Genomic DNA, 25077 nt, shown 5'->3' on the forward strand with positions numbered 1-25077 from the left:
GGCCGATCACTCGGCAGCGCCGTCACGCACCCGCTTCAGCCGCGCCGCCTGGTGCAGGACCCGCGACAGCTCCTCGATGGAATAGGGCTTTTGCACGAGCTCGAAGCCGGCGACGCCGTCCTGGGACAAAGCGTGGCTGTAGCCCGTGGTCAGCACGATTGGCACGCCGATGCCGCGATCACGGATCGCCTGGGCCAGATCGAGCCCGGTCATCCCGGGCATGACGACGTCGGAGAACACGACGTCGAAACGATCGGTCGCGCCGACCAGCTCGGTGAGCGCATCGGTGGCGTTGTCGACCAGCGTGATGCTGTAGCCGAGCTCGGTCAGTCCGTCGGCGGCGAAATTGCCGAGCTCGATATTGTCCTCGACGACCAGCACCGACATGCCGCTGCCGGCGACCGCCGGCGCTGTGGTCGGCGCCTGGCTTCGCGGCAAGAGCGTTGCCGGCACGCGCGGCAGATAGAGCGAGAAGGTGCTGCCCTGGCCGACTTCGCTCATGACGGTCACCTCGCCGCCGGATTGCCGGGCGAAGCCGAACACTTGCGACAGGCCGAGGCCGGTGCCCTGGCCGACCTGCTTGGTGGTGAAGAACGGCTCGAAGATGCGGCCCAATTGCGCGGCGGGAATGCCGATGCCGCTGTCGCTGACGGCGACGCAGACAAATCCGTGACTTCCCGAGAGGTGCGCCAGCGTGTCCGGGACATTGGTCGCCGCGTGCACCGTGAAGACGATCCGGCCCTTGCCCTGCATGGCGTCGCGCGCGTTGGTCGCCATGTTGATCATGGCCGTCTCGAACTGGCCGGCATCGGCATTGACGAGACAGGGCTCGATCGGCAGCTGCGTGACGATTTCGATGGCCGGTCCGAGCAGCGTGGCGAGCATGTCGCGCAGCGACTGCATGCGGTCGCCGATGTCGAACACTTCGGGCTTCAAGGTCTGGCGTCGCGCGAAGGCCAGGAGCTGCGAGGTCAGCTTGGCCGCGCGCGCGACCGCCTCGGCGATCGCCGTGATGTAGCGCTGCCGCCGTTCCTCGCTGATTTGCGGCCGGTTCAACAGATCGACGGACGCGCGGATGACGGTCAGGAGATTGTTGAAATCGTGCGCGACGCCGCCGGTGAGCTGGCCCAGCGCCTCCAGCCGCTGGCTGTGCTTGAGTGCGTCCTCGGCTTCGCGCCGCCTGGCCGCCTCGGTCTGGAGAGTCTGGGTGCGGCGGAAGGCGAAGGCCAGCAGGATGAACAGCAGCGCGGTTGCGGGCACGCCGAACACCAGATGCTGGCTCATGGTGGCGAGCCAGCGCGCGCGGATCGCCGACGTCTCGAGGCCGGCGCTGACATAGATCGGATATTCGGCGACGCGCCGGTAGCCGATGCGCCGCTCGATCCCGTCCGACGGCCAGGCGATGGTCATCAGCCCATGATCGGGATGGGCCGCGATGCTCCGGCCGACCGGACCGTTCGGATCGAGCTGGATCTGGTGGTCGAGCCGCGGGAAATGCGCCAGCAGCACGCCGTCGGTGCGTCCCATCGCGAAGAAGGAGCCGGGATCGGTGCCGATCCTGGCGTAAAAGCTCTCGAAATATTCCGGCAGCACGGACGCCTGGATCACGCCGGTGAAGCTGCCATCGTCGGTCGTGCGGCGGCGGCTGACGCCGAAGAAGCGCGCACCCTGGTAGGGCTGCCGCGGCGTCAGCGAGGCGCCGATGAAGGTGCCGATGCTCTGGTCGACATGGGCATAGAAGTAATCGCGGTCGGCAAAGCTCTGATCCGGCGCCGGCGACGCCAGACTGTTGACCAGCGATTTGCCGTTCGCATCGAAGATCCAGGCCGATTTGAGCTGCGGCAGCGCGTCGGTCAGCTGCTTCAGGCGCCGGTGCAGCGCGCCTTCCCGCGACCGGATGACGTCGTCGGGAAGGTCGCGCACGACCTCGTTGATCTCGGCGAGGCTGCGGTCGATGGTCTCGAACACCTTGAGCGCGTGCTCATGGGCGACATCGAGCGTGCGCTCGATCTCACGGTCGGCGATGTCGCGGGTCGAATTGAAGGAGATGGTGGAGGCGATGGCGAACAGCGCAATCGGCAGCGCCAGGGATGCGGCCATCATCCACTGCAAGAGTCTCAGCGAATTGCGTTGTGCGCCCTGCAAGGTCGCTCCCGGTCCCCCGACGGGAAGCTTACTTGAATCTGACGCCGGGAAGGAAGCGACTTATGGCCGGAACCGGAGGTTGTGGTCCGCCGATTCGCCCGCGACGCGGGATAAGGTAAATTTTACCCGAAGCAGGCCCGGTCGTAGCATACCCCGGCCGTCCTGGCCGGGGGGGACGGTGTCCGCAGCGCCTAGATCTGGCGCTCGACCATCTTGAGCTTGAGCTCGGCGATGGCTTCGGCCGGGTTGAGGCCCTTCGGGCAGGCCTTGGCGCAGTTCATGATGGTGTGGCAGCGATAGAGCCGGAACGGGTCCTCGAGGTTGTCGAGCCGCTCGCCGGTGGCCTCGTCGCGCGAATCGGACACCCAGCGGTTGGCCTGCAGCAGCGCGGCCGGACCGAGATAACGGTCGCTGTTCCACCAATAGCTCGGGCACGAGGTCGAGCAGCAGGCACAGAGGATGCACTCGTAGAGGCCGTCGAGCTTCTCGCGATCCTCGTGGGTCTGGCGCCATTCCTTCTGCGGCGTCGGCGAGGTCGTCTTCAGCCAAGGCTCGATCGACGCGTACTGGGCGTAGAAATTGGTGAGGTCGGGAACGAGATCCTTCACCACCGGCTGATGCGGCAGCGGGTTGATCTTCACCGCGCCGTCCTTCACGTCGTGCATCGAGCGGGTGCAGGCCAGCGTGTTCTGGCCGTCGATGTTCATGGCGCAGGAGCCGCAGACGCCTTCGCGGCAGGAGCGGCGGAAGGTCAGCGACGGGTCGATGTGGTTCTTGATCCAGATCAGGCCGTCCAGCACCATCGGACCGCAATCATTGGTATCGACGTAATAGGTGTCGACGCTCGGATTCTTGCCGTCGTCCGGATTCCAGCGATAGACGCGAAACTCGCGCGTCTCGGTCGCGCCCGCGGGCTTCGGCCAGGTCTTGCCGCCGGTGATCTTGGAGTTCTTCGGAAGTGCGAATTCAACCATTTCGATAAGGCTTTCGCTGTTCGCTCAGTACACGCGCGCTTTGGGCGGGATGTACTGCACGTCGTTGGTCATGGTGTAGTCGTGAACCGGGCGGTACTCGATCTTGACCTTGCCGTTGTCGTCGAGCCAGGCCAGCGTGTGCTTCATCCAGTTCTTGTCGTCGCGCGCGGAGAAGTCCTCGCGCGCATGCGCGCCGCGGCTCTCGGTGCGGTTGGCGGCCGAGTCCATCGTCACCACCGCCTGCGAAATCAGATTGTCGAATTCGAGCGTCTCGATCAGGTCCGAATTCCACACCAGCGAGCGATCGGACACGGCGATGTCGGTGATGCCGCTGTGGACCTTCTCGATCAGGTGCTGGCCTTCGCTCAGCACGTCGCCGGTGCGGAACACGGCGCAGTTGTTCTGCATCACATGCTGCATGCCTTCGCGCAGCTTTGCGGTCGGCGTGCCGCCCGAGGCGTAGCGATAATGGTCGAGGCGGCCGAGCGCGAGATCGGCCGAGTTCGCCGGCAGCTCGGGCTGCTTGGCGTTCGGGGTCAGCTTCTCGGCGAGACGGAGCGCCGCGGCGCGGCCGAACACGACGAGATCGATCAGCGAGTTCGAGCCGAGGCGGTTGGCGCCGTGCACGGAGACGCAAGCGGCTTCGCCGATCGCCATCAGGCCCGGGATGATGGCGTTGTCGTCGCCGTCCTTCTTGGTCAGCACTTCGCCGTGATAATTCGTCGGAATGCCGCCCATGTTGTAGTGCACGGTCGGCACGATCGGGATCGGCTCGCGCGTCACGTCGACATTGGCGAAGATTTTTGCGGATTCGGAGATGCCCGGCAGGCGCTCGGCGAGCACCGCGGGATCGAGATGGTCGAGATGAAGGAAGATGTGGTCCTTCTTCTTGCCGACGCCGCGGCCTTCGCGGATCTCGATGGTCATCGCGCGCGAGACGACGTCGCGTGACGCCAGGTCCTTTGCCGACGGCGCATAGCGCTCCATGAAGCGCTCGCCCTCGGAATTGACGAGGTAGCCGCCTTCGCCGCGCGCACCTTCGGTGACGAGGCAGCCCGAACCGTAGATGCCGGTCGGGTGGAATTGCACGAACTCCATGTCCTGCATCGGCAGGCCGGCGCGCAGCACCATGCCGCCGCCGTCGCCGGTGCAGGTGTGCGCCGAGGTGCAGGAGGCGTAGGCGCGGCCGTAGCCGCCGGTCGCGAGGATCACGGTCTGGGCGCGGAAGCGATGCAGCGTACCGTCGTCGAGCTTGAGCGCGATGACGCCGCGGCAGGTGCCCTGGTCGTCCATGATCAGGTCGATGGCGAAGAACTCGATGAAGAACTCGGCCGCGTGACGCAGCGACTGACCATACATCGTGTGCAGCATGGCGTGACCGGTGCGGTCGGCGGCGGCGCAGGTGCGCTGCGCCTGGCTCTTGCCGAACTCGGTGGTCATGCCGCCGAACGGACGCTGGTAGATCTTGCCGTCCTCGGTGCGCGAGAACGGCACGCCCCAATGTTCGAGCTCGTAGACCGCGTCGGGCGCGTTGCGCACCATGTATTCGATCGCGTCCTGGTCGCCGAGCCAGTCCGACCCCTTCACGGTGTCGTACATGTGCCAGCGCCAGTCGTCCTTGTGCATGTTGCCGAGCGAAGCCGAGATGCCGCCCTGCGCCGCGACCGTGTGCGAGCGGGTCGGAAACACCTTGGTGATGCAGGCCGTCTTCAGGCCGGCTTCGCTGCAGCCGACCGTGGCGCGCAGGCCCGCGCCGCCGGCGCCGACCACGACGACGTCATAGGTGTGGTCCTCGATCGGATAGGCTTTGCCGTTGGTGGCGGGAGCGCCGTTGCCCTTGCCATTCGTCGCGTTGGCCATGGGTTACACTCCGGATGACAGTTGGAGAATCGCGTAGATCGACGCGAGCGCGACCGCGATCGAGAAGAAATTGTTGAGCATGATCGTCGCGAGCTTGAGCTTCTCGTTGTGGACGTAGTCCTCGATCACGACCTGCATGCCGATCTTCATGTGCCAGGCGCTGGCGATGATGAAGAGCACCATGATGATGGCGATCGGCAGCGAGCCCAGGATCTGCTTCGCATAGGCCTGGTTGCGGCCGAGCAGCATCATGATGACGACGATCACGGGGAGCATCAGCAGCACCATCGCCACCGCCGTCAGGCGCTGGCGCCAGAAATCGGACGTGCCGGAATGCGCGGCGCCGAGGTTGCGGACGCGGCCGAGCGGGGTGCGCATGCTGCGCTTCGGCGTATCAGCCGTGCTCATCGTCCACCTCCGGTCGCGTAGGCAATGATCCAGATCAGCACCGTCAGGGCGATGCCGCCGATCAGGGCGCCCCAGGTCAGCGCTTCGCGCTCATTGGCCTTGAAGCCGTAGCCAAGGTCCCACACGAAGTGCCGGATACCGCTCAACATATGGTGCATCAGCGCCCAAGTGTAGCCGAACATGATCAGCCGGCCGATGATGCTGCCGGTGAAGGCCTGGACGTGGGCATAGGCGGCCGGGCCGGAGGCTGCAGCGATCAGCCACCAGGCCAGCAGCAGGGTTCCGACGTAGAGGGCGATACCGGTGGCGCGGTGGACGATGGACAGCGCCATCGTCAACGTCCAGCGGTAGACTTGCATGTGTGGTGAAAGCGGTCGTTCGATCCGTGCGGTCATGGGCTTTTGATGTTTATGGCGGCCCAGCAGGGGGCGCGCGGGGATCGCGAAAGGTCGGCTCTATTTACGGAGTCGATTTGGCCGGCGCAATCACCAAATCGCCATAAATCGAATCGCAGTTCAGCCTTACGGCGTTGATGCAACAAGCCAATCAGGGCCTTGGTATACCAGATCGATGGTGCACCGACCAAAAATCGAACATTAATTCACTCTTTATGGCGGTGGGCGAGGCCCATTGAAATTACTATTGGAACGGCTCTAAGCCACCGCGCGCTTGCCACGGTTCGAACCAGTCAGTTCAGCGCCCCGAAGCAACGCGGTTGACCGACGGACCATTCGCGATTTCCGTCCTGCGCATCGATTTTCCGTCCGGCGGCGGATATGCGCAACTTGCATTCCACCCCAGCCGGAAGGCGCGTCGTGTCGACCGCGCAGATCGGATCGCCTACAGCTTCATGCGCAGCTCATTCCGAGCGGACGAATCGGAGACGTTGCGGCCGGTTGTCGGGGCAGGTCCGGGTGATTGCAGGTCTTGATATTCGTGAACTCGTGGAGCTCGCGCTGCTGCTGATCGCAGTCGGCGCGCTCTCCGGGTTTCTGGCCGGTGTGTTCGGCATCGGCGGCGGCGCGATTCTGGTGCCGGTGTTTTACGAATGTTTTCGCATTGCCGGCGTGCCGCTGGACGTGCGCATGCCGCTTTGCGTCGGTACATCGCTCGCGGTCATCATCCCGACGTCGATCCGTTCGTTCCAGGCGCATCACAAGCGCGGCGCCGTCGACATGTCGATCCTGCGCGTCTGGTGGCTGCCGATCCTGATCGGTGTCGTCGCCGGCAGCGTGGTCGCGCGCTACGCGCCGGAGCGGCTGTTCAAGATCGTCTTCGTCTGCGTCGCCTATTCGGCTGCCGTGCGACTGATTTTCGCGCGCGAGACCTGGAAGCTCGGCGACGATCTGCCGCGCGGTCCCTTGATGCGCGTCTACGGCTTCTGCGTCGGCATCTTGTCGACGCTGATGGGCATCGGCGGCGGCTTGTTCTCGAACCTGCTGATGACCTTCTACGGCCGGCCGATCCATCAGGCGGTCGCGACCTCCTCGGCGCTGGCGGTGCTGATCTCGATCCCCGGCGCGCTCGGCTACGTCTATGCCGGCTGGCCGGCCGCGGCGACGTATCCCAGCGTCGCAGCGCTGCAAATTCCGTTCGCGCTCGGTTACGTCTCGCTGATCGGCGCCGTGCTGGTGATGCCGATGAGCCTCGTGACGGCGCCGCTCGGTGTGAAGGCCGCACATGCAATGTCGAAGCGGACGCTGGAGGTCGCGTTCGGATGCTATCTGTTTATCGTGGGCAGCCGGTTTGTGATGAGTCTTGTGGGCGGGCAGTGATCGGGGTGACCCGCGCTCACCAAGCGTTCCGCTGTCATCGCCCGACTTGATCGGGCGATCCAGTATTCCAGAGACAGCGGTGACTGAGCCGAGAGGCCGCGGCGTACTGGATGCCCCGGTCAAGCCGGGGCATGACAGCGCGTTGTGCGGATGGTCCTCGTCGCAAAACCCGCGACGAGCCGTCTCCTCACTTCTTCGCGTAAATATCCTTGTACGTATCGCGCAACACGTTCTTCTGCACCTTGCCCATGGTGTTGCGCGGCAGTTCGTCGACGACGAAGACGCGCTTGGGCATCTTGAACTTTGCCAGGCGTCCGTCGAGCGCTTTCAGGACGGCGGCCTCGGTGACATCGGCGCCCTTGTTGCAGACCAGTACCGCCGTGACGCCCTCACCGAAATCGGCATGGGGCACGCCGATCACGGCGGACTCCACCACGCCGGGCATGGCGTCGATCTCGCTCTCGATTTCCTTGGGGTAGACGTTGAAGCCGCCGGAGATCACGAGATCCTTGCCACGGCCGAGAATGTGGACGTAGCCCTTGTCGTCGATCTTGCCGAGGTCGCCGGTGATGAAGAAGCCGTCGGGCCGGAATTCGGACTTGGTCTTCTCCGGCATGCGCCAATAGCCCTTGAAGACATTCGGGCCTTTCACCTCGATCATGCCGATCTGCTCGCGCGGCAATTCCTTGCCGGTCTCGGGCTCGGTCACGCGCACGGAGACGCCGGGGAGGGCGAAACCGACCGCGCCGGGAACGCGCTCGCCGTCATAGGGGTTCGACGTGTTCATGTTGGTTTCGGTCATGCCGTAGCGCTCGAGCACGGCGTGGCCCGTGCGCGCCGACCATTCGCGATGGGTTTCGGCGAGCAGCGGCGCCGAGCCCGAGATGAACAGCCGCATGTGCTTGGTCGTCTCGCGCGACAGCGCGGGATTTTGCAGCAGGCGCGTATAGAACGTCGGCACGCCCATCAGCACGGTGGCGCGCGCCATCAGCTTGATGATCAGGTCCGGATCGAGCTTCGGCAGGAAGATCATCGACGCCCGCGAGAACAGCGTCACGTTGGTCGCCACGAACAGGCCGTGCGTGTGATAGATCGGCAGCGCGTGGATCAGCACGTCCTTGTCGGTGAAGCGCCAGTAATCGACCAGCGAGAGCGAGTTCGACGCGAGATTGTCGTGACTGAGCATCGCGCCCTTGGAGCGGCCGGTGGTGCCCGACGTGTAGAGGATCGCGGCGAGATCGTCGTTTGCGCGGGAGACGGTCGCGAATTCGTGGCTCGCCTTGTCGGCGGCTTCCGTCAGCGAGCCCTTGCCGTCGGGCCCTAATGTCTCGACCTTGGCCTTCACCTTGGCGGCGATCGGCGCGAGGCCTTCGGCCTTGGAGGGATCGCAGACCACCAGCGACGGCTCGGCATCGCCGATAAAATAATCGAGCTCGTTCAGCGTATAGGCGGTGTTGAGCGGCAGATAGACCGCGCCGGCCCGTACCGTGCCGAGATACAGCACGATATTGGCGACTGATTTCTCCACCTGCACCGCGACGCGGTCGCCGGGCTTCACGCCGCGCGCGACCAGCGCATTCGCCATTTGGCCTGCCCGCGCGATCAGATCGCCATAGCTGATATGGGCGCCGTCCTGCGTCTCGATGGCGAGGCGCTTGGGATCGTCGAGGCCATCGAACAGGCGGGAAAACAGATTGGCGTTGGCAGCTGGGTTCATGCAAGATTTCCTCGACCGCAAGGCTTGTACGACAAGGCTCGTACGACAAGGCCGGTCAAAACCGAGGGCTGGATTAGCAAAAACCGCCCCAATGAAGCAACGGAGACAGTTTGCATGACCAAAAATGGGAAACGCGTAGCCTGGGTCACCGGCGGCGGCAGCGGGATCGGGGAGGCCGGCGCCGAGGCGCTTGCGGCCGACGGCTGGATCGTCGTGGTCTCCGGCCGGCGGCAGTCAGCCCTGGATACCGTGGTTGCGAAGATCGCCAAGGCCGGCGGGACCGCCGAGGCGCTGGCGCTGGACGTGTCGAACGCCACCGAAGCCCAGACGGCGGCCGATCACATCGTCGCCAAGCACGGCCGCATCGACCTGCTGGTGAACAATGCCGGCATCAACGTCCCCAGGCGCAACTGGAAGGACATGGAACTGGAGGGCTGGGACAGGCTGGTCCAGGTCAATCTCAATGGCGTGCTCTATTGCATGCGCGCGGTGCTGCCGACGATGCGCAAGCAGCAGGACGGCTCGATCATCAACGTCTCGTCCTGGGCCGGTCGCCACGTCTCCAAGATGCCGGGGCCCGCTTACACCACGACCAAACATGCGGTGCTGGCGCTGACCCATTCCTTCAACATGGACGAATGCGTCAACGGCTTGCGCGCCTGCTGCCTGATGCCGGGCGAGGTGGCGACACCGATCCTGAAGCTCCGCCCGGTGGTGCCGAGCGAGGAAGAGCAGGCGAAGATGCTGCAGTCGGAAGATTTGGGACGCACCATCGCGTTCATCGCCAGTATGCCGCCACGCGTCTGCATCAACGAACTCCTGATCAGCCCGACGCACAATCGCGGGTTCATTCAGACGCCGAACAACAGGGATTAGTGCGGAGGCGTGCGCCACAATCTCCGCCCGTCGTCCCGGGGCGCGACGTAGTCGCGAACCCGGGACCCATAACCACAGGGAGAAGTTGCGGCGCGAGAAGGTAACTCCGAGTCTTTGCCAAACCACTCCCTGTGGTTAGGGGTCCCGGATCTGCGCTGCGCTTGTCCGGGACGACAGCGGAGTGTGTCACTTCGCTCTTCGCAATGACGGCGCACCCACCACACGGTCACAACGCCCCATAGTTTCACGCATCACAATAAATTATTTCTCGAAACCCCTTCGCAGACCGTCCCGTAGTTCGGCCAACGACGCGCTGCTGCTTCACGTCAAACGGTCGCAGTCGCCGTTGTTGCCCCAACGCAAACGCCGGCGAATTGCCGGTCACAATCCAATCGGGAGTTTCTCCATGTCGAAGCGCATTGCCTATCTCACCGCTGCTGCCTTCAGCGCGCTGGCCATCACCGCGACCGTCATCGCGCCCGCTCGCGCCGAGGAAAAGACCGTCATGGTCGGCGGCGCCGCGATGTTCCCGTCGAAGAACATCGTCCAGAACGCCGTCAACTCGAAGGATCACACGACGCTTGTCGCGGCGGTGAAGGCGGCCGGCCTGGTGCCGACGCTGGAAGGCAAGGGCCCGTTCACGGTGTTCGCGCCGACCAACGCCGCCTTCGGCAAGCTGCCGGCCGGCACCGTCGACACCCTGGTCAAGCCTGAGAACAAGGCGACGCTGACCAAGATCCTCACCTACCATGTCGTGGCCGGCAAGCTCGAGGCCTCCGACCTGACCGATGGCAAGAAGCTCAAGACCGTCGAGGGCGAGGAGCTGACCGTCAAGAAGCAGGACGGCAAGGTCTGGATCGTCGACGCCAAGGGCGGAACCTCGATGGTGACGATCTCCAACGTCAACCAGTCCAACGGCGTGATCCATGTGGTCGACACCGTGCTGATGCCGGCAACGTAACACCGCGCACCCCTGTTTCATCCCCCACAGGATGCGGCGAAACAGCGAGCCGGGGAGACCCGGCTCGCTTTATTGTGACCGCCATGGCCGGCGATTCGTGTCCCGGCCCGGCGTAACGAAGGCGGGCGGAGCGGCGTATAATCGCTGACACACGACGTTCAGGACGGAACCATCATGTCGAGCCTTACAGTCACGGACGAGCACATCGGCGCCAAGCCGGCCAAGGCGATCCAGCCGGTCTGGGTCCGCGTGATGCACTGGACCAATGCGGTCGCCATGATCCTGATGATCCTGTCGGGCTGGCAGATCTACAACGCCTCGCCGCTGTTCGGCTTCAGCTTCCCGCGCGAGTACACGCTGGGCGGCTGGCTCGGTGGTGGTCTTCTCTGGCATTTCGCGGCGATGTGGCTGCTGATGGTGAACGGCCTCGCCTATCTCGTGACCGGTTTCGTCTCCGGCCGTTTCCGCAAGAAACTGCTGCCGATCACGCCGGCGGGCGTGCTCCACGACGTCAGGGCGGCGCTGACCTTCAAGCTCAGCCATGACGATCTCAGCGTCTACAATTACGTGCAGCGCGCGCTCTATGCCGGCATCATCGTCGTTGGCGTCCTGATCGTGCTGTCGGGCCTGTCGATGTGGAAGCCGGTGCAATTGCACTGGCTGGTGACGCTGTTCGGCGATTACCCGACCGCGCGCTACGTCCATTTCTTCTGCATGGCCGCGATCTGCGCCTTCCTCGTCATTCATGTGCTGCTTGCGCTGCTGGTGCCGAAGAGCCTGCGCGCGATGATCATCGGTCGTTGAGGGAGGAAGTCATGGCCAAGCGTTCATTCCTGATCCCCGGCGTCGACAAGCGGCTCTTGATCAAGGACTCCCTCAAGACCATGCCGGACGTCACCCGCCGCCGGTTCATCGCCGGCGGCGCCAGCCTCGGCGCGCTGTCGCTGCTCACCGGCTGCGACGTGATCGACTCGTCCTCGGCAGACACGATGCTGGCGAAGATCTCGAAATTCAACGACGCCGTGCAGGATTTCATCTTCAATCCCGACGCGCTGGCGCCGACGTTTCCGGAGAGCGCGATTACAAAGCCGTTCCCGTTCAACGCCTATTACGATCTCGATGACGCGCCGGAGATCGAGGCCGATGACTGGAAGCTCGAGGTGCGCGGCCTCGTCGACAACAAGAAGTCGTGGACGCTGCCCGAGCTCACCAAGCTGCCGCAGTTCACCCAGATCACCCGCCACATCTGTGTCGAAGGCTGGAGTGCGATCGGCAGCTGGACCGGTACGCCCTTGCGCGATTTCCTGAAACTGATCGGCGCCGACACGCGTGCGAAATACGTCTGGTTCCAATGCGCCGACAAGGACGGCTACAATTCGCCGCTGGACATGCGCACCGCGCTGCACCCGCAGACGCAGATGACGTTCAAATACGCTGGCGAGACCCTGCCGCGCGCCTATGGCTTCCCGATGAAGATCCGCGTGCCGACGAAGCTCGGCTTCAAGAACCCGAAATACGTCGTCTCGATGGAAGTCACCAACGACTACAAGGGCGGCTATTGGGAAGACCAGGGGTACAATTCGTACAGCGGAAGCTAGCTGTTGTCGTCCCGGCGAAGGCCGGGACCCAAAACCACAAGGCCCGGTTTGGCGAAGATTCGTGGTTCGGTACTTTGACCGATCGCCATCGATAGATCACGCGGTATGGGTCCCGGCCTTCGCCGGGACGACGCTAAATTATACTGGCCCCACCTTCCTCTGCAGCAACGATAGCACCGCCCCCAACGCCAGCAGCGCCGCAGAGACGTTCAGCGCGTAACTCAGGCTCCCGAGCGCATCGGTGATGGCGCCGACCACGATCGGGCCGAGCGTCTGGCCGACACCGAACGAGATCGTCATCGCCGCGATCGCGTGCGGCCATACCTCGGGCGGATAGTTGAAGCGCACGAAGGCGGTGGTCGAGCCGACCACGGCGAAGAAAGCGACGCCGAACACCACCGCCGACGTCGCGAGCCATGCGGTCGAATGTCCGAGCATCGGCAGGCCGGCGCCGATCGCGTTGGTGCCGAGGATGATCGCGGTGGCGAGACCGCCGCGATCGAGCGCGAGCACGCCGCGCCAGACCCAGGGCGTCACGAACGCACTCATGCCGATCAGGCCCCAGAAGCCGGCTTGCGCCGCCGCGCCGCCGCCGCCGTCGCGCACATAGGCGATCATGAAGGTCATGTAGGCGATGTAGCCCGCGCCAAACAGGAAGTAGGCGGCGAGATAGATCAATGCGGGAAGAATCCGGAATGAGCCGTGACCATCTTCCGAGAAACGCGCGCCGCTCTCGATCCGGACCAGGAACAGCGGCACGGTCATGATGGTCGAGAGCAGCGTCAGCGCCCACCACACCATCCACCACGAGCCGGGCCCGAAATATTGCAGCGTGAACGGCGCGATCAGCCCGGAGCAAAGAATGCCGATGCCGGGGCCGGCATAGAACAGGCTCAGCAGGAAATTGGCCCGCTCCGGGCGCGACTGCGCGATGGTGGCGGCCAATGCGCCGCCGGCGACGAAGCCGGCCGCGGCCCCCAGGCCCAGCACGAGGCGCGCCAGGCTCAGCGCGATGAAATTGCCCGTCAGCGCGCAGGTCGCAAGCGCGGCGACGCAGGCCACGGTTCCGCCGCGGATCGCCGCCGCCCAGCCGACGCGCTGGATCAGCCGGGATGCCACCAGGGCGCCCACGAGGTAGCCGACGGCGTTGATGGTGTTCATGAAACCCGCCGCCGAGTAGGACCAGCCGAGGTCCTCCCGCATGTCGGGCAGCACCAGCGCATAGGCAAAACGGCCGATGCCGAGCCCGACGGTCGCGGCCAGCGACAGGGTCAGGATCAGCCGCGCGGGATGTGCGACGGGCGGGGGTCGATCTGGGGCGAGCAAGGGGTACTCCGGCGACCCTCAGTGTGGCAGGCCCTGCCCGGCTTGCACAGCCGCGCGGCGGCAATGGTGTCTTGCCAAGCGCGCAACGCCGCTCTAGCACTCCGGCCGAAATTCACGAGATGCCGTCATGCCCGGCCTTGTGCCGGGCATCCACGTCTTCGGCGCTGTTGAGGCAAGACGTGGATGGCCGGGACAAGCCCGGCCATGACGAAACGGAGGAAGAACGACCATGGCGACCCACAAATTGCTGCTGCTCCCCGGCGACGGTATCGGCCCCGAGGTGATGGGCGAGGTGAAGCGGCTGATCGATTGGCTCAATTCGGCCGGGATCGCCAAATTCGAGACCGATACGGGCCTGGTCGGCGGCTCGGCCTATGACGCCCACAAGGTGTCGATCTCCGAGGGCGACATGGTCAAGGCGCTCGCCGCCGACGCCATCATCTTCGGCGCGGTCGGCGGCCCGAAGTGGGACGCCGTGCCTTACGAGGTGCGCCCGGAAGCCGGCCTGCTGCGCCTGCGCAAGGATCTCGCTTTGTTCGCCAACCTCCGCCCCGCCGTCTGCTATCCGGCGCTGGCCGACGCTTCGAGCCTGAAGCGCGAGGCGGTCGAGGGTCTCGACATCGTCATCGTGCGCGAGCTCACCGGCGGCGTCTATTTCGGCGAACCCAAGACCATCACCGATCTCGGCAACGGCCAGAAGCGCGCCGTCGATACCCAGGTCTACGACACCTATGAGATCGAGCGCATCGGCCGCGTCGCTTTCGAGCTTGCCAAGAAGCGCAAGAACAAGGTGACGTCGATGGAGAAGCGCAACGTCATGAAGTCGGGCGTGCTCTGGAACGAGGTCATGACCGCGGTCCACAAGCGCGAATATCCCGATGTCACGCTCGAGCATCAGCTTGCCGATTCCGGCGGCATGATGCTGGTGAAGTGGCCGAAGCAGTTCGACGTCATCGTCACCGACAATCTGTTCGGCGACATGCTGTCCGACATCGCGGCGATGCTGACCGGTTCGCTCGGCATGCTGCCGTCCGCCTCGCTCGGCGAAGTCGACGTCAAGAGCAAGAAGCGCAAGGCGCTGTACGAGCCCGTGCACGGTTCGGCGCCCGACATCGCGGGCAAGGGTCTCGCCAATCCGATCGCGATGATCTCGTCGTTCGGCATGGCGCTGCGCTATTCCTTCGACATGGGCGCGCTCGCCGACAAGGTCGACGCCGCGATCGCCGCCGTGCTGGCGAGCGGCCTGCGCACCGCCGACATCAAGTCGGAAGGCACCACGGCCGCCTCGACCACGCAGATGGGCGAAGCGATCCTGAAGGAACTGCAGAAGCTGCACGCTTAAGCGGCGAACGCAGCTCTCGTAGGGTGGGCAAAGCGGAAGCGTGTCCACGACTTCGTTGCTATTGGAGCGAGATGGTGGGCACGGCGCTTTCAGCGCCTTTGCCCACCCTACGGCACCTGCTCTCGGAGCCTGGCTCATGGACGCCTCTTCCCGCCCCAAGATCGCGGAAACCATCATCCATGACACGGTGCGCCAGCGCGAGGCGCAGATCGGGCGTCGCTGCGAGATCCTGAGCCACACGCGCATCGAATACGCGACGCTCGGCGACTACTCCTATCTCGGTGAATACTGCGATGTCGCCGATGCCGTGATCGGCAAGTTCACCGCGATCGCGAACTCGGTGCGCATCGGCGCGCCCAATCATCCGATGGGCCGTGCCTCCCAACATCGCTTCACTTATGTCCCGGAATATTACGAGGCGAGCGCGTCGCGCGACCGCGACTTCTTCGCGGATCGCCGCGGCGATCGCGTCATCGTCGGCAATGATGTGTGGATCGGCCATGCCGCGATCCTGCTGCCGGGCGTCACGGTCGGCGACGGTGCGGTGATCGGCGCCGGCGCGGTCGTCAGCCGCGATGTCGCGCCCTATACGATCGTCGGCGGCGTTCCCGCACGCGCCATCCGCAAGCGGTTTGACGATGCCGTCGCGGCCAGCCTGCGCCGCATCGCCTGGTGGGATTGGCCGGATCAGCTCATCTTCGAGCGCCTCGCCGATTTCCGCTCGGAGGCGATCGAGGAGTTTTGCCGGCGATACGATCCGGCGGCCAATTCGTAATCTCCCAAAACAAAAAGGCCGGGCGCGAGCCCGGCCTTTCTGATTCGAGAATCGATCCGCTCAGTACAGCGGGAAATTCTGCGGATAGCCGCCGAGATCGGACGGCGTCGGCAGCGGCTGGCGATCGATCGGGCGGTTGTTGTTCTCGCGGGCGAACGACGGATAGCCCACCGCCGGCGGGAAGGCGTAGTCGCTGAACTTGCGGTCGCCCGGATTGACCTCGGTGCCGCCGTCGAGCCAGGAGCGCTTGCTCACATAGATACGGGTGCGACCCTGCTGGTAGACCGCATTGGGGCCGCTCGGACCGTAGATCGGCCGGCCGCGATCGTCATAGCGCTGCTTGGTCTTGGTGTCGGCCGCAGCCGGTGTCGCGAAGGCCACGGCAATCGCGGCGCCCGCCGCAAGCAACGTCGCCAGTTTGTTCGCGGCAAAGAAATTCGAGCTCATCACGTCCCCTTCAGGCGGCAAGCCGCCAGTCGATTTCACCCCATACTAGCCCGGCCGGGGTGGCCGCAACTAGGTCAATTCAGTCACACCGCGCCGGAATAATCGTGCGCGCCGGCAAAAGTTGCATGCGTACCAGTGACTTGAGCTTGATGAGGATCAAAGCGCGCCGCGCAATTGCGCATTGGCGGCACCCAGCAGCCAGTCCGCCGAGCCGCCGGCGTCACAGGAGCGCCGCTTCAGCTCCGCATGGGCGAACAATTCCGCGAGCTTCGGCTCGTTGCCGGAGGTGAGCAGCGTCAGCCGGTTCAGGGTGCAGGCGATCGCCGCGCGGCGGGCCGGCATCGTGTCGCCCTGGCAGGAGAAGCCGGAGATCTGCAAGCCCGGCTCCTCGTTGCGCTTGAGGTAGCCGAGGCAGGCCGGCGTCCCGTCCGCTGTGCCGGTCGGCCGGAACAGGGCGACGGGGCCGAATTTGGTGTCGATCAGGCCGGCCTGCTCGAGCGCGGTGGCCGCACCCAGTCCCATCTGGACGGCGAGGCCCGCGGCCGCCGGCCGCGTCACGTCGAATTCGCTGCCTTCCCGGTAGATCTCGAGCTCGGCCACAGGCTTGTCGGCCTCGCCGGTCCAGCGCATCACGTCGCGCCGGCCGCCCTCGGGATGCCTGAAAATGGTGTAAGAGGCTGTTTTCTCTGATGAATCGAGCCGGCTGAGAGCAAAGGCCGGGTGCGAGCGGGAGGCCTCGGCCCAGCCTGGCTTCTCCGCGGGCTCGTCGTCGCGCAGGTCAGGCAGCTGACCGAGCCCGGCAAGCGCGAGGATGGCAAACAGCGCCAGCGCCCCCACATAGGCGAACAGGCGTGCCAGCGTGCCGACGACCTCGTCGGCGAAATTGGCAAGCGCCAGATGGATCTGGGTGGGCGTTGCGGCCGTGCTGGCCTCAGGCGATTGCATCCACGGCCTTCAGGCATGGTCCAACGTTGTCTTGAGGCCGGTTCTCGCATAGAAGCGCTGCTCTTCCTGTTTAAGCGTCAGCTTCAGGAACGGGCTTTTTCATCGGAGAGTGAACGATGGGTTACAAAGTCGCAGTCGTCGGCGCGACCGGCAATGTCGGACGGGAAATGCTCAACATTCTGGATGAGCGCAAATTCCCCGCGGACGAGGTCGTGGCCCTGGCGTCACGCCGCAGCGTCGGTGTCGAGGTCTCCTATGGCGACCGCACCCTGAAGTGCAAGGCGCTCGAGCATTACGATTTCTCCGACGTCGACATCTGCCTGATGTCAGCGGGCGGCGAGGTGTCGAAGGAATGGTCGCCGAAGATCGGCGCCGCCGGCGCGGTCGTGATCGACAATTCCTCCGCCTGGCGCATGGATCCGGACGTGCCTTTGATCGTGCCGGAAGTGAATGCGGATGCGACCGCCGGCTTCAAGACGAAGAACATCATCGCCAACCCGAACTGCTCGACCGCGCAGCTCGTGGTCGCGCTGAAGCCGCTGCACGACAAGGCCACCATCAAGCGCGTCGTGGTGTCGACCTATCAATCGGTGTCGGGCGCCGGCAAGGACGGCATGGACGAGTTGTTCGCGCAGACCAAGTCCGTCTACACCAACCAGGAACTGGTCAGTAAGAAATTCCCCAAGCGCATCGCCTTCAACGTCATCCCCCACATCGACGTCTTCATGGAGGACGGCTACACCAAGGAAGAGTGGAAGATGATGGCGGAGACCAAGAAGATTCTTGATCCCAAGATCAAGCTCTCCGCGACCTGCGTGCGCGTGCCGGTGTTCGTCGGCCACTCCGAGGCCGTCAACATCGAGTTCGAGAATCCGATCAGCGCGGACGAAGCGCGCAGCATCCTGCGCACGGCGCCGGGCTGTCTCGTCATCGACAAGCAGGAACCGGGCGGCTACGCCACGCCGTACGAAGCGGCCGGCGAGGACGCGACCTACATCAGCCGCATCCGCGAGGACGCCACGGTGGAGAACGGTCTCGTGCTCTGGTGCGTGTCCGACAATCTGCGCAAGGGTGCCGCGCTCAACGCGATCCAGATCGCGGAAGTCCTGATCAACCGCAAGCTGATCAGCGCGAAGAAGAAGGCGGCGTAACCCCGCCACAGGTCTCGTAGGGTGGGCAAAGCGAAGCGTGCCCACCACCTGCGCATAATCGGAAAAGATGGTGGGCACGGCGCGTTGCGCCTTTGCCCACCCTACGAATTCAAACCGCGCCGACGCAGCTCTACACCACGCTCCGCGCGCTCCTGAATTCCTTGCTCGCCTGGTCCAGCACGAACAGCGTTCCCTCCGCGACGCCGAAATAGGCGCCGTGCAGCTGCATCTGGCCGCTCTCGACGGCCTTGCGCACGAACGGGAACGTCATCAGGTTCTCCAGGCTGCGGAACACCGCGGCCTTCTCGATGCGCTCGACGAATTGCGCCATGCTCTCGCGCTCGCGCTGCTCGACCACCTCGCCCGGCTTGATGAACATCTGCATCCATTTGCCGATGAAGTCGCCGGGCGTCAGCGGCTCGATCTTGTCGACGAAGGCGCGGATGCCGCCGCATTGGGCGTGGCCGAGGATGACGATGTGCTTCACCTTCAGCACCGTCACGGCATATTCGAGCGCGGCCGAAACGCCGTGCGCGTTGCCGTCGGGCTGATACACCGGCACCAGATTGGCGATGTTGCGGACGACGAACAATTCGCCCGGGCCGACGTCGAAAATGGTCTCCGGCGCGACGCGGCTGTCGCAGCAGCCGATCACCATCACTTCCGGGAACTGTCCCTTCACCGACAGCTCGCGATAGCGGTTCTGCTCGGCCGGCAGCCGCTGAGTGGCGAAGGCGTTGTAGCCTTCCAGCAAATGCTTCGGGAATGTGATCATGGCCTATGCCTAATCATATACCGGTAGCGCGAACAAGCCTTTCGAATAGGCAGGCCAGATGCTATCGGCTTCGGCCATAATAGAGACGACGACACCGGAAGGAACGTAGCATGACCCGCCCGCGCCGCAGCCACCTGTTCATGCCCGGCTCCAATCCCCGCGCCCTTGAAAAGGCACGAAATCTCGCCGCCGACGGCCTCATCCTGGATCTGGAAGATTCCGTCGCTCCGGACGCCAAGGCGGTGGCGCGCGACGGCATCGCCGCCGCGATCGCCGCAAAAGGCTTCGGCAAGCGCGAGATCCTGATCCGGACCAACGGCCTCGACACGCAATGGTGGGCCGATGACGTCGCGATGGCGGCCAAGGCGTCGCCGGACGGCATCCTGGTTCCGAAAGTTTCAAGCATCGAGGATCTCCAGACCATCGGCCACCATCTCGCCGAACTCGGCGCGGCGCCGACCGTCAAGGTCTGGGCCATGATCGAGACCGCACGTGCGGTGCTGCATGCCGAGGAGCTGGCCGTGGCCGGCCGCGATCCGAAGACGCGCCTCTCCGGTTTCGTGTTCGGCCCGAACGACATCTCGCGCGAGACGCGCATCAAGATGATGCCGGGCCGCGCCGCGATGCTTCCGATGATCACCCACTGCATCCTGGCGACGCGCGCCGCCGGCCTCGAGATCCTCGACGGCCCCTATAGCGACATCAACAATCCCGACGGCTTTGCCACCGAATGCGCGCAAGGCCGTGATCTCGGCTTCGACGGCAAGACGCTGATTCATCCGTCGCAGATCGAGGCCTGCAACGCGATCTTCACCCCGCCGGACGAGGAGATCGCGCGCGCCCGAAAAATCATCGCGGCGTTCGAGCTGCCGGAAAACGTGTCGCGCGGTGCGATCCGGCTCGACGGCGCAATGGTCGAGCGCCTGCACGCCGACATGGCGCGACGCACGATCGAGATCGCGGATGCGATCGCGGCGATGGGGAAGGGCTAGGGCGCGCGCCCAGCCATCCGATCGACATCGTCACGGCGATGCGCGATCGCGCTGCTCTTCGCTGATAGCTGGCGGCGCGGCGGTCGTGGATTTCCGGGCTCCCGCGCTCCGCGCGGGCCCCGGAATGACGGATTGCATCAGCCTTGCTAGGCCGCTTTGGACTGACTGGCGGCTGCGAGGGTATCGCGCAGGTGTTGTTCCTTCTTTTCATCGAGCGAGGTCTTGAGAACCGTCCCTCCCGCATCCTTGATCTCGTTGAGAACCTTGTCTGCGGTCATGCTCTTGATGAGCAGGAACAGAACGGCGTCGCCCGATTTCACCTTCGCGGCGAGCTCCTTCATGAAGTTATCTTTGATGCCGAAATCGGTCAGCGCGCCACCCAATGCGCCTGCGCCGGCACCGAGGGCCACGCCGATAAGAGGATTCAGGAACACCAATCCAAACAGCAATCCCCAGAAGCTGCCGCTTGCGGCGCCCATCATCGCAGTGTTCACGAGCTGATTGAGCTTGACGGAATCCTCCGTCTTGACTGCGATCACGGCATCCTGGATCGCGATCAGATATTCCTTCTGGAGCTTGAGTATCTTCTGCCGAACTTCTTCTGCCTTGGCTTCGGATGGGTATACGATCGCAACAAGGTCTGACATTGAACACTCCTGTTCTGATTTGAAGTGCTGCCCCTGATCCGCTTGATATGCGCGGCCAACGTTTAACACAGACCGAAACGTCTCTCGTCAGCTAATAGGTTCCGCACGTTCACAACTCGGAGATGTTCCGAGGCGGTGCCATTGAGTAAGCGGGATTGTCTTACGTGCCGTCGAACAAGCGCCACAGGCTCGTACGTCCGCGCCTTTGTATGGAGGCGTGGCGGATCTTAATCAAATCGTCGGCTTCGCGGTGGGAAGCGCAATCGTGACGGATATTTTTCAGCCTTGCGATCGCGGCGATGGGGAAGGGCTAGGGTTCGATTTTGGCCTGGCCGGCGATGCCGTGCCACACGGCGTCCTTCAGGGCGATGAGCGAAGGCGGTGGGATGGTCGGCGGATCGGCAGGTCCATTTGCCGCGCCCGGCACCAGCACGGCAACATGGATCTCGCCGTCGGTGTAGTAGGGGTCGCCACCGCCATTTCGGCCGAACAGCGTCGGGCCTATGCCCGAGATCTGAAAGAAATTGCTGACGACGTTGGCCTTGCGCAAATCGGTCATCAGGAGATCTCGCTCGGCATCGATGTCGGGATCGATATGATGAGTGACCTGTCCGGTGTCGTGGCTTAGTCCGACACCCCGGTCGAAGGTCGCCGAGCCCAGCCAGACCGGTCGACCGTCGTCACCCTTGTCGAGGGCCTTCCAGAACCGAACGTGATGCCGTCGGTCCGCGCTGCGTCCGACGGGTTTCTCGAAAGCGTATTGCTCCTTTTTTCCCAGATAGTAGAGCGGGCTGACGGGAGCGTTGTGATAGGGGCGATCCAGCACCACGCTCCCGACGATCTCGACACTCGAACGCAGGGTCACGGCATCGGCCGCAAACCATCCGGCCACATTCATGGCGCGGACGAGGTCTTCGTCGTTGCCGACGATACCGACGTTCAGGGGATCGGCAGGGATATCGTCCGACGTCCTGGTGACCATCGGCAACGAAGCAAGTCCGGCTTCGTGCTCGTGGTGAATCCACAGCAGGGGCACGAGGAAATACGCCAGCGCCAGATAGACGAACAGCACAATTGCCAAACGGAAAAGCCACCGTCGCTTCTTCGTCCCGTTCTCGGCTGGGTTGGTCATGCGGCTTCGTTCGCACCAGGATGCCCGACACCATACCCCTCCAGCCCGCGACTACAATGCCATTCAGGATATCTGCACCAGCCCCTCGGTGAGGCACGATATCGGCGCGTTTGAACGATTCCAGATTGGCGTCCGGCGGCTGCGACAATTACTCACATCCGTCTCACGACAGCTCGTCCATGCAGGCTTCGTTTCGACGTTGCGCGGAAGCGTGTCATGCGAACGCGCGCAGAAATTTCAAGTGTCGCGCCTGTCCCCGCGTGGAATCAAAACATCAATAGATGACGTTCTCTCGTGCGCGACGCGCCGGATCGCTCTCAAAATATTAGATGCCTTCTATTAGGCGACGCGCGTCTCGCTGTTTATTGCACATCGTGTCTCGTCGGCGCGATGAGGCGGGGCATCAATAAGAAAAGTCTCCGGGGTGTTATGATTTACGACTTGAAGTGCACGCGCACGATTGGATTCGTGTGCGTATCGATGCTGCTGACCACGACCGCATCGTTCGCCCAGCAATCGGACCGTCCATCGTCGGCTGGAACTGCGCAGCCACTTCCTCCCGTGACCGTGTCCGCGCCCGAGCACCGCGCTGCGCCCGCCCGGAGGCAGCATGCGTCTAGTCCGGCGCGATCGAGACGTCAGGCCGGTCGCGGCGAAAGCGCGCCGGCGGCCGCAGCGCCGGCGACAGTCGGTGCGCAGCGTGCCGCATTGCCGGTGCCCTATGTCGGCGGACAAATCGCGCGCGGCGGCCGGCTCGGTCTGCTCGGCAACAAGGACTATATGGAAACGCCGTACAGCCTCACCAGCTATACGGAGAAGACCATCCGTGACCAGCAGGCGACCAGCGTCGCGGAAGTTCTCACCAATTCCGATCCGTCGGTGCGCGCTGCCATCGGCAGCAGCAATCGCTATGACGCGCTGACCATTCGCGGCTTCCGCGTCGAAAACAGCGAGATCGCGTTGAACGGGCTGTACGGTCTCGTGCCGGCCTATCGCATCAACCCGGCGCCGATCGAACGCATTGAACTGCTCAAGGGCCCGGCGGCGTTCCTCAGCGGCATGGCCCCGCAGGGAAGCATCGGCGGCAGCGTCAATGTGGTGACCAAACGTGCCGACGAGGATCTGACGCGCCTGACCGTCGGCTACATCTCGAACGCCCGCTTCGGCACGGAGGTCGACGTGGCGCGCCGCTACGGCGATCAGAAGGAATGGGGCGTCCGGTTCAATGGCGGGATCGATGGTGGAAACACCACGATCGATCGCCAGTCGGTGCGTGATGGTGTCGGCTCGCTCGGCGTCGATTACCGGGGCGAGCGATTCCGATGGTCTGCCGACGTCATCTATCAAGATGACTGGATGAAGGCTGCGGCGCGTGGCTATACCCCGGTCAAGGGCATCGCCGTGCCCAATGCGCCAGATCCGCGCATCAATCTCGCCCAGCCATTTGATTATGCCCGCGCAAAGAGCCTGACGGGCCTGACGCGCGCCGAATATGATCTGTCGAACAACGTGACCGTGTTTGGCGCCATCGGCGGCAATCAGTTCGGCTACGACAAGCGGGAGGCGCCGGGCGCGACGCTCCTCACGGCGTCGGGTGACGCACTTTCAACGTCGCGCTTCCAGACCGGCAAGTCCGAGGGCGTGTCCGGCGAAGCCGGTGTGCGGGCCCGTTTCGACACCGGTCCGGTCAGTCACGAGGTGGTCGTCAGCGGCAGCGCTTTGAACCGTACCGATTGGCTCGGCCAGACCAACTATGGAAACTACCTGACGAACATCTACGCGCCGACGATCCTGGCGAGCCCAGGCACGCCGGTCTCTTCATTCCCGGAAGGCAAGTCGGCTTTTCTCGGACTTCGCAGCGTTGGTGTCGCCGACACCCTCTCGATGATGAACGGGATGCTCCAGGTGATCGTCGGGGCCCGGCAGCAGCAGGTCATCGCGAACAACTACGACAGCGTCAGCGGGCTGGAAACGACCCACTACGATCAGAGCGCCACATCGCCCTCCGTGGCACTGCTGGTACGGCCGATCAAGGAAGTCTCGTTTTATGCGAGCTACATCGAAGGTCTCACGCCCGGGCCGACGCCTCCGTCCGGTGCGGCCAACACCAACCAGGTGTTCGCTCCGTTCAAGACGAAGCAGTACGAGGTCGGGACCAAGCTCGATCTCGGGCGATTCGGCGCGAGCCTGGCGGCGTTCCAGATCAGCCTGCCCAGCGGCGTCACCGATCCCGTCACAAAAATCTACAGCCTCGACGGCGAACAGCGAAATCGCGGCATCGAGCTCAATACCTTCGGCGAGGTCGGCCCCGGCATTCGGGTTCTGGGCGGCGTAACCTATCTCGACGCGCGCCTCACCAAGACCGATGGCCATCTCTATGACGGGAATCATGCGATCGGTGCGCCCGGCTGGCAGAGCAATCTCGGCATCGAGTGGGACGCGCCCTTCCTGCCCGGACTGACAACGACGGCGCGCGCCATCTACACCAGCCGGGCCTATGTCAGCTCGGACAACATCCAGAGCGTGCCGGCCTGGATGACCTTCGACATCGGTGCGCGTTATGCGACCAGCCTGGCCGGGCGGCCCACCACGTTCCGCGCGTCCGTCACCAACCTGTTCGACAACCGCTACTGGATCGGCAACCCGACCGGCTACGTGATCAGCGGCATGCCGCGGACGCTGTGGTTGTCGATGTCGGTCGACTTCTGACGCGAAATGAGCGCCCGTCGCGTCGCCTCAGTGCGGCGCGATGTCGGCGCGATCGAGCGATTCCAGCGTCGACGCGTTGCCGCAATAGCCGGGGTAGTTCTCGGCGGCAGTGCCGGTGACGAGCTCCAGATTGCAGCGTGCCTTGTGATGGCACAGCGAGCAGACCCGCTCCATGTCGCGCAGCAGCAGCGGTTGCGCGCGCTGCAGGCGGTCGCTGTCGATGCCGAGCCGGTCGAGCATCTGCGGCAGCTCGTCGGCGGCGTGGTGGCCGTGGCGGACGAGGTCTTCGAGATCGTCGGGTGCGATCCTGAGATCGTTGGCGATGCGGTCGAAATCGGAGCGATCGAGCTGCCGCAACTCGTTCAGCTCGCGGCGATGCTTCAGCCAGCCGGCAAAGGATTCGATGAGGTCCTGAACGATGGGATAGGGCCTGCTTGCGGTGCTCATGCGAAGCTCCATGGGGCTCGTGCGATGGGAGCCAGACTAGGCACAATGGTGCAGACGCGCGTTGCGCTGGATCAA

At 64.2% G+C, this 25077-nt stretch carries 23 protein-coding genes; 10 read left to right on the forward strand and 13 right to left on the reverse strand.

Going from position 1 to position 25077, the window contains the following annotated elements; all coding sequences use genetic code 11:
- Window positions 1–6: 6 nt before the first annotated feature.
- The 5 genes from NLM31_RS01675 to sdhC all read right to left on the reverse strand — a co-directional run bounded on the left by NLM31_RS01675 (window position 7) and on the right by sdhC (window position 5782).
- Window positions 7–2145 carry a hybrid sensor histidine kinase/response regulator gene (locus tag NLM31_RS01675; RefSeq protein WP_254191275.1) on the reverse strand — a complete coding sequence of 713 codons (2139 nt, stop codon included), beginning with the start codon at window positions 2143–2145 and terminating at the stop codon, window positions 7–9.
- Window positions 2146–2336: 191 nt separating this feature from the next.
- On the reverse strand, window positions 2337–3119 hold the full coding sequence (locus tag NLM31_RS01680) for a succinate dehydrogenase iron-sulfur subunit (protein WP_254127580.1): 783 nt from the start codon (window positions 3117–3119) through the stop codon (window positions 2337–2339).
- A gap of 24 nt (window positions 3120–3143) precedes the next feature.
- Window positions 3144–4979, reverse strand: coding sequence for a succinate dehydrogenase flavoprotein subunit (gene sdhA / locus NLM31_RS01685; protein ID WP_254127582.1), 1836 nt, complete (start codon window positions 4977–4979; stop codon window positions 3144–3146).
- A gap of 3 nt (window positions 4980–4982) precedes the next feature.
- Entirely contained in the window at window positions 4983–5387 is a 405-nt protein-coding gene (gene sdhD / locus NLM31_RS01690) for a succinate dehydrogenase, hydrophobic membrane anchor protein (protein ID WP_254127584.1), read from the reverse strand.
- Window positions 5384–5782 (reverse strand): succinate dehydrogenase, cytochrome b556 subunit, encoded by a 399-nt coding sequence (gene sdhC / locus NLM31_RS01695; protein ID WP_254127586.1) that lies wholly within the window; start codon window positions 5780–5782, stop codon window positions 5384–5386. The genes sdhD and sdhC overlap by 4 nt, the downstream gene beginning before the upstream one ends.
- Window positions 5783–6301: 519 nt before the next feature.
- On the opposite strand from sdhC, the gene NLM31_RS01700 reads away from it, so the two are divergent.
- Window positions 6302–7162: a TSUP family transporter gene (locus tag NLM31_RS01700; RefSeq protein WP_254191276.1), complete on the forward strand. Its 861-nt coding sequence runs from the start codon at window positions 6302–6304 to the stop codon at window positions 7160–7162.
- A 187-nt stretch (window positions 7163–7349) separates the two neighbouring features.
- On the opposite strand, the gene NLM31_RS01705 is transcribed toward NLM31_RS01700, so the two are convergent.
- The gene (locus NLM31_RS01705) at window positions 7350–8879 is read right to left on the reverse strand and encodes a malonyl-CoA synthase (RefSeq protein ID WP_254191277.1); all 1530 of its coding nucleotides are present in this window, start codon (window positions 8877–8879) and stop codon (window positions 7350–7352) included.
- A gap of 114 nt (window positions 8880–8993) precedes the next feature.
- Between NLM31_RS01705 and NLM31_RS01710 the strand changes: the two genes are divergently transcribed.
- The 4 genes from NLM31_RS01710 (at window position 8994) to NLM31_RS01725 (ending at window position 12314) form a co-directional block, all read left to right on the forward strand.
- Complete coding sequence (locus NLM31_RS01710; RefSeq protein ID WP_254191278.1) at window positions 8994–9755, forward strand: SDR family oxidoreductase; 762 nt, start codon at window positions 8994–8996, stop codon at window positions 9753–9755.
- A gap of 406 nt (window positions 9756–10161) precedes the next feature.
- Window positions 10162–10716, forward strand: a complete 555-nt coding sequence (locus NLM31_RS01715; RefSeq protein ID WP_194465444.1) for a fasciclin domain-containing protein — start codon at window positions 10162–10164, stop codon at window positions 10714–10716.
- Between the two features lie 174 nt (window positions 10717–10890).
- The gene (locus NLM31_RS01720; RefSeq protein ID WP_254127594.1) at window positions 10891–11520 is read left to right on the forward strand and encodes a cytochrome b/b6 domain-containing protein; all 630 of its coding nucleotides are present in this window, start codon (window positions 10891–10893) and stop codon (window positions 11518–11520) included.
- Between the two features lie 11 nt (window positions 11521–11531).
- Window positions 11532–12314 (forward strand): molybdopterin-binding protein, encoded by a 783-nt coding sequence (locus NLM31_RS01725; protein ID WP_254191279.1) that lies wholly within the window; start codon window positions 11532–11534, stop codon window positions 12312–12314.
- A gap of 138 nt (window positions 12315–12452) precedes the next feature.
- Here NLM31_RS01725 and NLM31_RS01730 read toward each other — a convergent pair whose 3' ends face one another.
- Window positions 12453–13640: a YbfB/YjiJ family MFS transporter gene (locus NLM31_RS01730; RefSeq protein WP_254191280.1), complete on the reverse strand. Its 1188-nt coding sequence runs from the start codon at window positions 13638–13640 to the stop codon at window positions 12453–12455.
- A gap of 229 nt (window positions 13641–13869) precedes the next feature.
- Between NLM31_RS01730 and leuB the strand changes: the two genes are divergently transcribed.
- Window positions 13870–14982: a 3-isopropylmalate dehydrogenase gene (gene leuB / locus NLM31_RS01735; RefSeq protein ID WP_254127602.1), complete on the forward strand. Its 1113-nt coding sequence runs from the start codon at window positions 13870–13872 to the stop codon at window positions 14980–14982.
- Between the two features lie 136 nt (window positions 14983–15118).
- A complete protein-coding gene (locus tag NLM31_RS01740; RefSeq protein WP_254191281.1) occupies window positions 15119–15757 on the forward strand; it encodes a DapH/DapD/GlmU-related protein in 639 nt (212 codons plus the stop codon).
- A gap of 60 nt (window positions 15758–15817) precedes the next feature.
- On the opposite strand, the gene NLM31_RS01745 is transcribed toward NLM31_RS01740, so the two are convergent.
- Window positions 15818–16204 (reverse strand): hypothetical protein, encoded by a 387-nt coding sequence (locus tag NLM31_RS01745; protein ID WP_254127606.1) that lies wholly within the window; start codon window positions 16202–16204, stop codon window positions 15818–15820.
- Window positions 16205–16360: 156 nt separating this feature from the next.
- Window positions 16361–17149, reverse strand: coding sequence for a hypothetical protein (locus NLM31_RS01750; protein WP_254191282.1), 789 nt, complete (start codon window positions 17147–17149; stop codon window positions 16361–16363).
- A 116-nt stretch (window positions 17150–17265) separates the two neighbouring features.
- Here NLM31_RS01750 and NLM31_RS01755 point away from each other — a divergent pair, with 116 nt between their 5' ends.
- Entirely contained in the window at window positions 17266–18300 is a 1035-nt protein-coding gene (locus NLM31_RS01755) for an aspartate-semialdehyde dehydrogenase (RefSeq protein ID WP_254191283.1), read from the forward strand.
- A gap of 130 nt (window positions 18301–18430) precedes the next feature.
- On the opposite strand, the gene NLM31_RS01760 is transcribed toward NLM31_RS01755, so the two are convergent.
- Complete coding sequence (locus tag NLM31_RS01760; protein WP_254127614.1) at window positions 18431–19075, reverse strand: carbonic anhydrase; 645 nt, start codon at window positions 19073–19075, stop codon at window positions 18431–18433.
- Between the two features lie 110 nt (window positions 19076–19185).
- Here NLM31_RS01760 and NLM31_RS01765 point away from each other — a divergent pair, with 110 nt between their 5' ends.
- Window positions 19186–20067 carry a CoA ester lyase gene (locus NLM31_RS01765; protein WP_254127615.1) on the forward strand — a complete coding sequence of 294 codons (882 nt, stop codon included), beginning with the start codon at window positions 19186–19188 and terminating at the stop codon, window positions 20065–20067.
- Between the two features lie 146 nt (window positions 20068–20213).
- Here the strand turns inward: NLM31_RS01765 and NLM31_RS01770 are convergent, their stop codons facing one another.
- Together NLM31_RS01770 and NLM31_RS01775 are read right to left on the reverse strand one after the other, a co-directional pair.
- On the reverse strand, window positions 20214–20714 hold the full coding sequence (locus NLM31_RS01770; protein ID WP_254196121.1) for a DUF1269 domain-containing protein: 501 nt from the start codon (window positions 20712–20714) through the stop codon (window positions 20214–20216).
- Between the two features lie 310 nt (window positions 20715–21024).
- Complete coding sequence (locus NLM31_RS01775; protein ID WP_254191284.1) at window positions 21025–21846, reverse strand: LssY C-terminal domain-containing protein; 822 nt, start codon at window positions 21844–21846, stop codon at window positions 21025–21027.
- A gap of 294 nt (window positions 21847–22140) precedes the next feature.
- On the opposite strand from NLM31_RS01775, the gene NLM31_RS01780 reads away from it, so the two are divergent.
- A complete protein-coding gene (locus NLM31_RS01780) occupies window positions 22141–24555 on the forward strand; it encodes a TonB-dependent siderophore receptor (protein ID WP_254191285.1) in 2415 nt (804 codons plus the stop codon).
- A gap of 27 nt (window positions 24556–24582) precedes the next feature.
- Here the strand turns inward: NLM31_RS01780 and NLM31_RS01785 are convergent, their stop codons facing one another.
- Window positions 24583–25002: a DUF6455 family protein gene (locus NLM31_RS01785; protein ID WP_254191286.1), complete on the reverse strand. Its 420-nt coding sequence runs from the start codon at window positions 25000–25002 to the stop codon at window positions 24583–24585.
- Window positions 25003–25077 lie beyond the last annotated feature (75 nt).

The sequence above is a fragment of the Bradyrhizobium sp. CCGUVB4N genome, from assembly GCF_024199945.1.
In the GTDB taxonomy this organism is placed as follows: Bacteria; Pseudomonadota; Alphaproteobacteria; order Rhizobiales; family Xanthobacteraceae; genus Bradyrhizobium.

Coding starts and splice junctions, on each gene's coding strand:
- NLM31_RS01755 (WP_254191283.1), top strand. CDS start 17,266: ATGGGTTACAAAGTCGCAGTCGTCGGCGCGACCGGCAATGTCGGACGG.
- NLM31_RS01705 (WP_254191277.1), bottom strand. CDS start 8,879: ATGAACCCAGCTGCCAACGCCAATCTGTTTTCCCGCCTGTTCGATGGC.
- NLM31_RS01715 (WP_194465444.1), top strand. CDS start 10,162: ATGTCGAAGCGCATTGCCTATCTCACCGCTGCTGCCTTCAGCGCGCTG.
- NLM31_RS01710 (WP_254191278.1), top strand. CDS start 8,994: ATGACCAAAAATGGGAAACGCGTAGCCTGGGTCACCGGCGGCGGCAGC.
- NLM31_RS01760 (WP_254127614.1), bottom strand. CDS start 19,075: ATGATCACATTCCCGAAGCATTTGCTGGAAGGCTACAACGCCTTCGCC.
- NLM31_RS01725 (WP_254191279.1), top strand. CDS start 11,532: ATGGCCAAGCGTTCATTCCTGATCCCCGGCGTCGACAAGCGGCTCTTG.
- sdhA (WP_254127582.1), bottom strand. CDS start 4,979: ATGGCCAACGCGACGAATGGCAAGGGCAACGGCGCTCCCGCCACCAAC.
- NLM31_RS01720 (WP_254127594.1), top strand. CDS start 10,891: ATGTCGAGCCTTACAGTCACGGACGAGCACATCGGCGCCAAGCCGGCC.
- leuB (WP_254127602.1), top strand. CDS start 13,870: ATGGCGACCCACAAATTGCTGCTGCTCCCCGGCGACGGTATCGGCCCC.
- NLM31_RS01745 (WP_254127606.1), bottom strand. CDS start 16,204: ATGAGCTCGAATTTCTTTGCCGCGAACAAACTGGCGACGTTGCTTGCG.
- NLM31_RS01680 (WP_254127580.1), bottom strand. CDS start 3,119: ATGGTTGAATTCGCACTTCCGAAGAACTCCAAGATCACCGGCGGCAAG.
- NLM31_RS01775 (WP_254191284.1), bottom strand. CDS start 21,846: ATGACCAACCCAGCCGAGAACGGGACGAAGAAGCGACGGTGGCTTTTC.
- sdhD (WP_254127584.1), bottom strand. CDS start 5,387: ATGAGCACGGCTGATACGCCGAAGCGCAGCATGCGCACCCCGCTCGGC.
- NLM31_RS01750 (WP_254191282.1), bottom strand. CDS start 17,149: ATGCAATCGCCTGAGGCCAGCACGGCCGCAACGCCCACCCAGATCCAT.
- NLM31_RS01770 (WP_254196121.1), bottom strand. CDS start 20,714: ATGTCAGACCTTGTTGCGATCGTATACCCATCCGAAGCCAAGGCAGAA.
- NLM31_RS01785 (WP_254191286.1), bottom strand. CDS start 25,002: ATGAGCACCGCAAGCAGGCCCTATCCCATCGTTCAGGACCTCATCGAA.
- NLM31_RS01765 (WP_254127615.1), top strand. CDS start 19,186: ATGACCCGCCCGCGCCGCAGCCACCTGTTCATGCCCGGCTCCAATCCC.
- NLM31_RS01740 (WP_254191281.1), top strand. CDS start 15,119: ATGGACGCCTCTTCCCGCCCCAAGATCGCGGAAACCATCATCCATGAC.
- sdhC (WP_254127586.1), bottom strand. CDS start 5,782: ATGACCGCACGGATCGAACGACCGCTTTCACCACACATGCAAGTCTAC.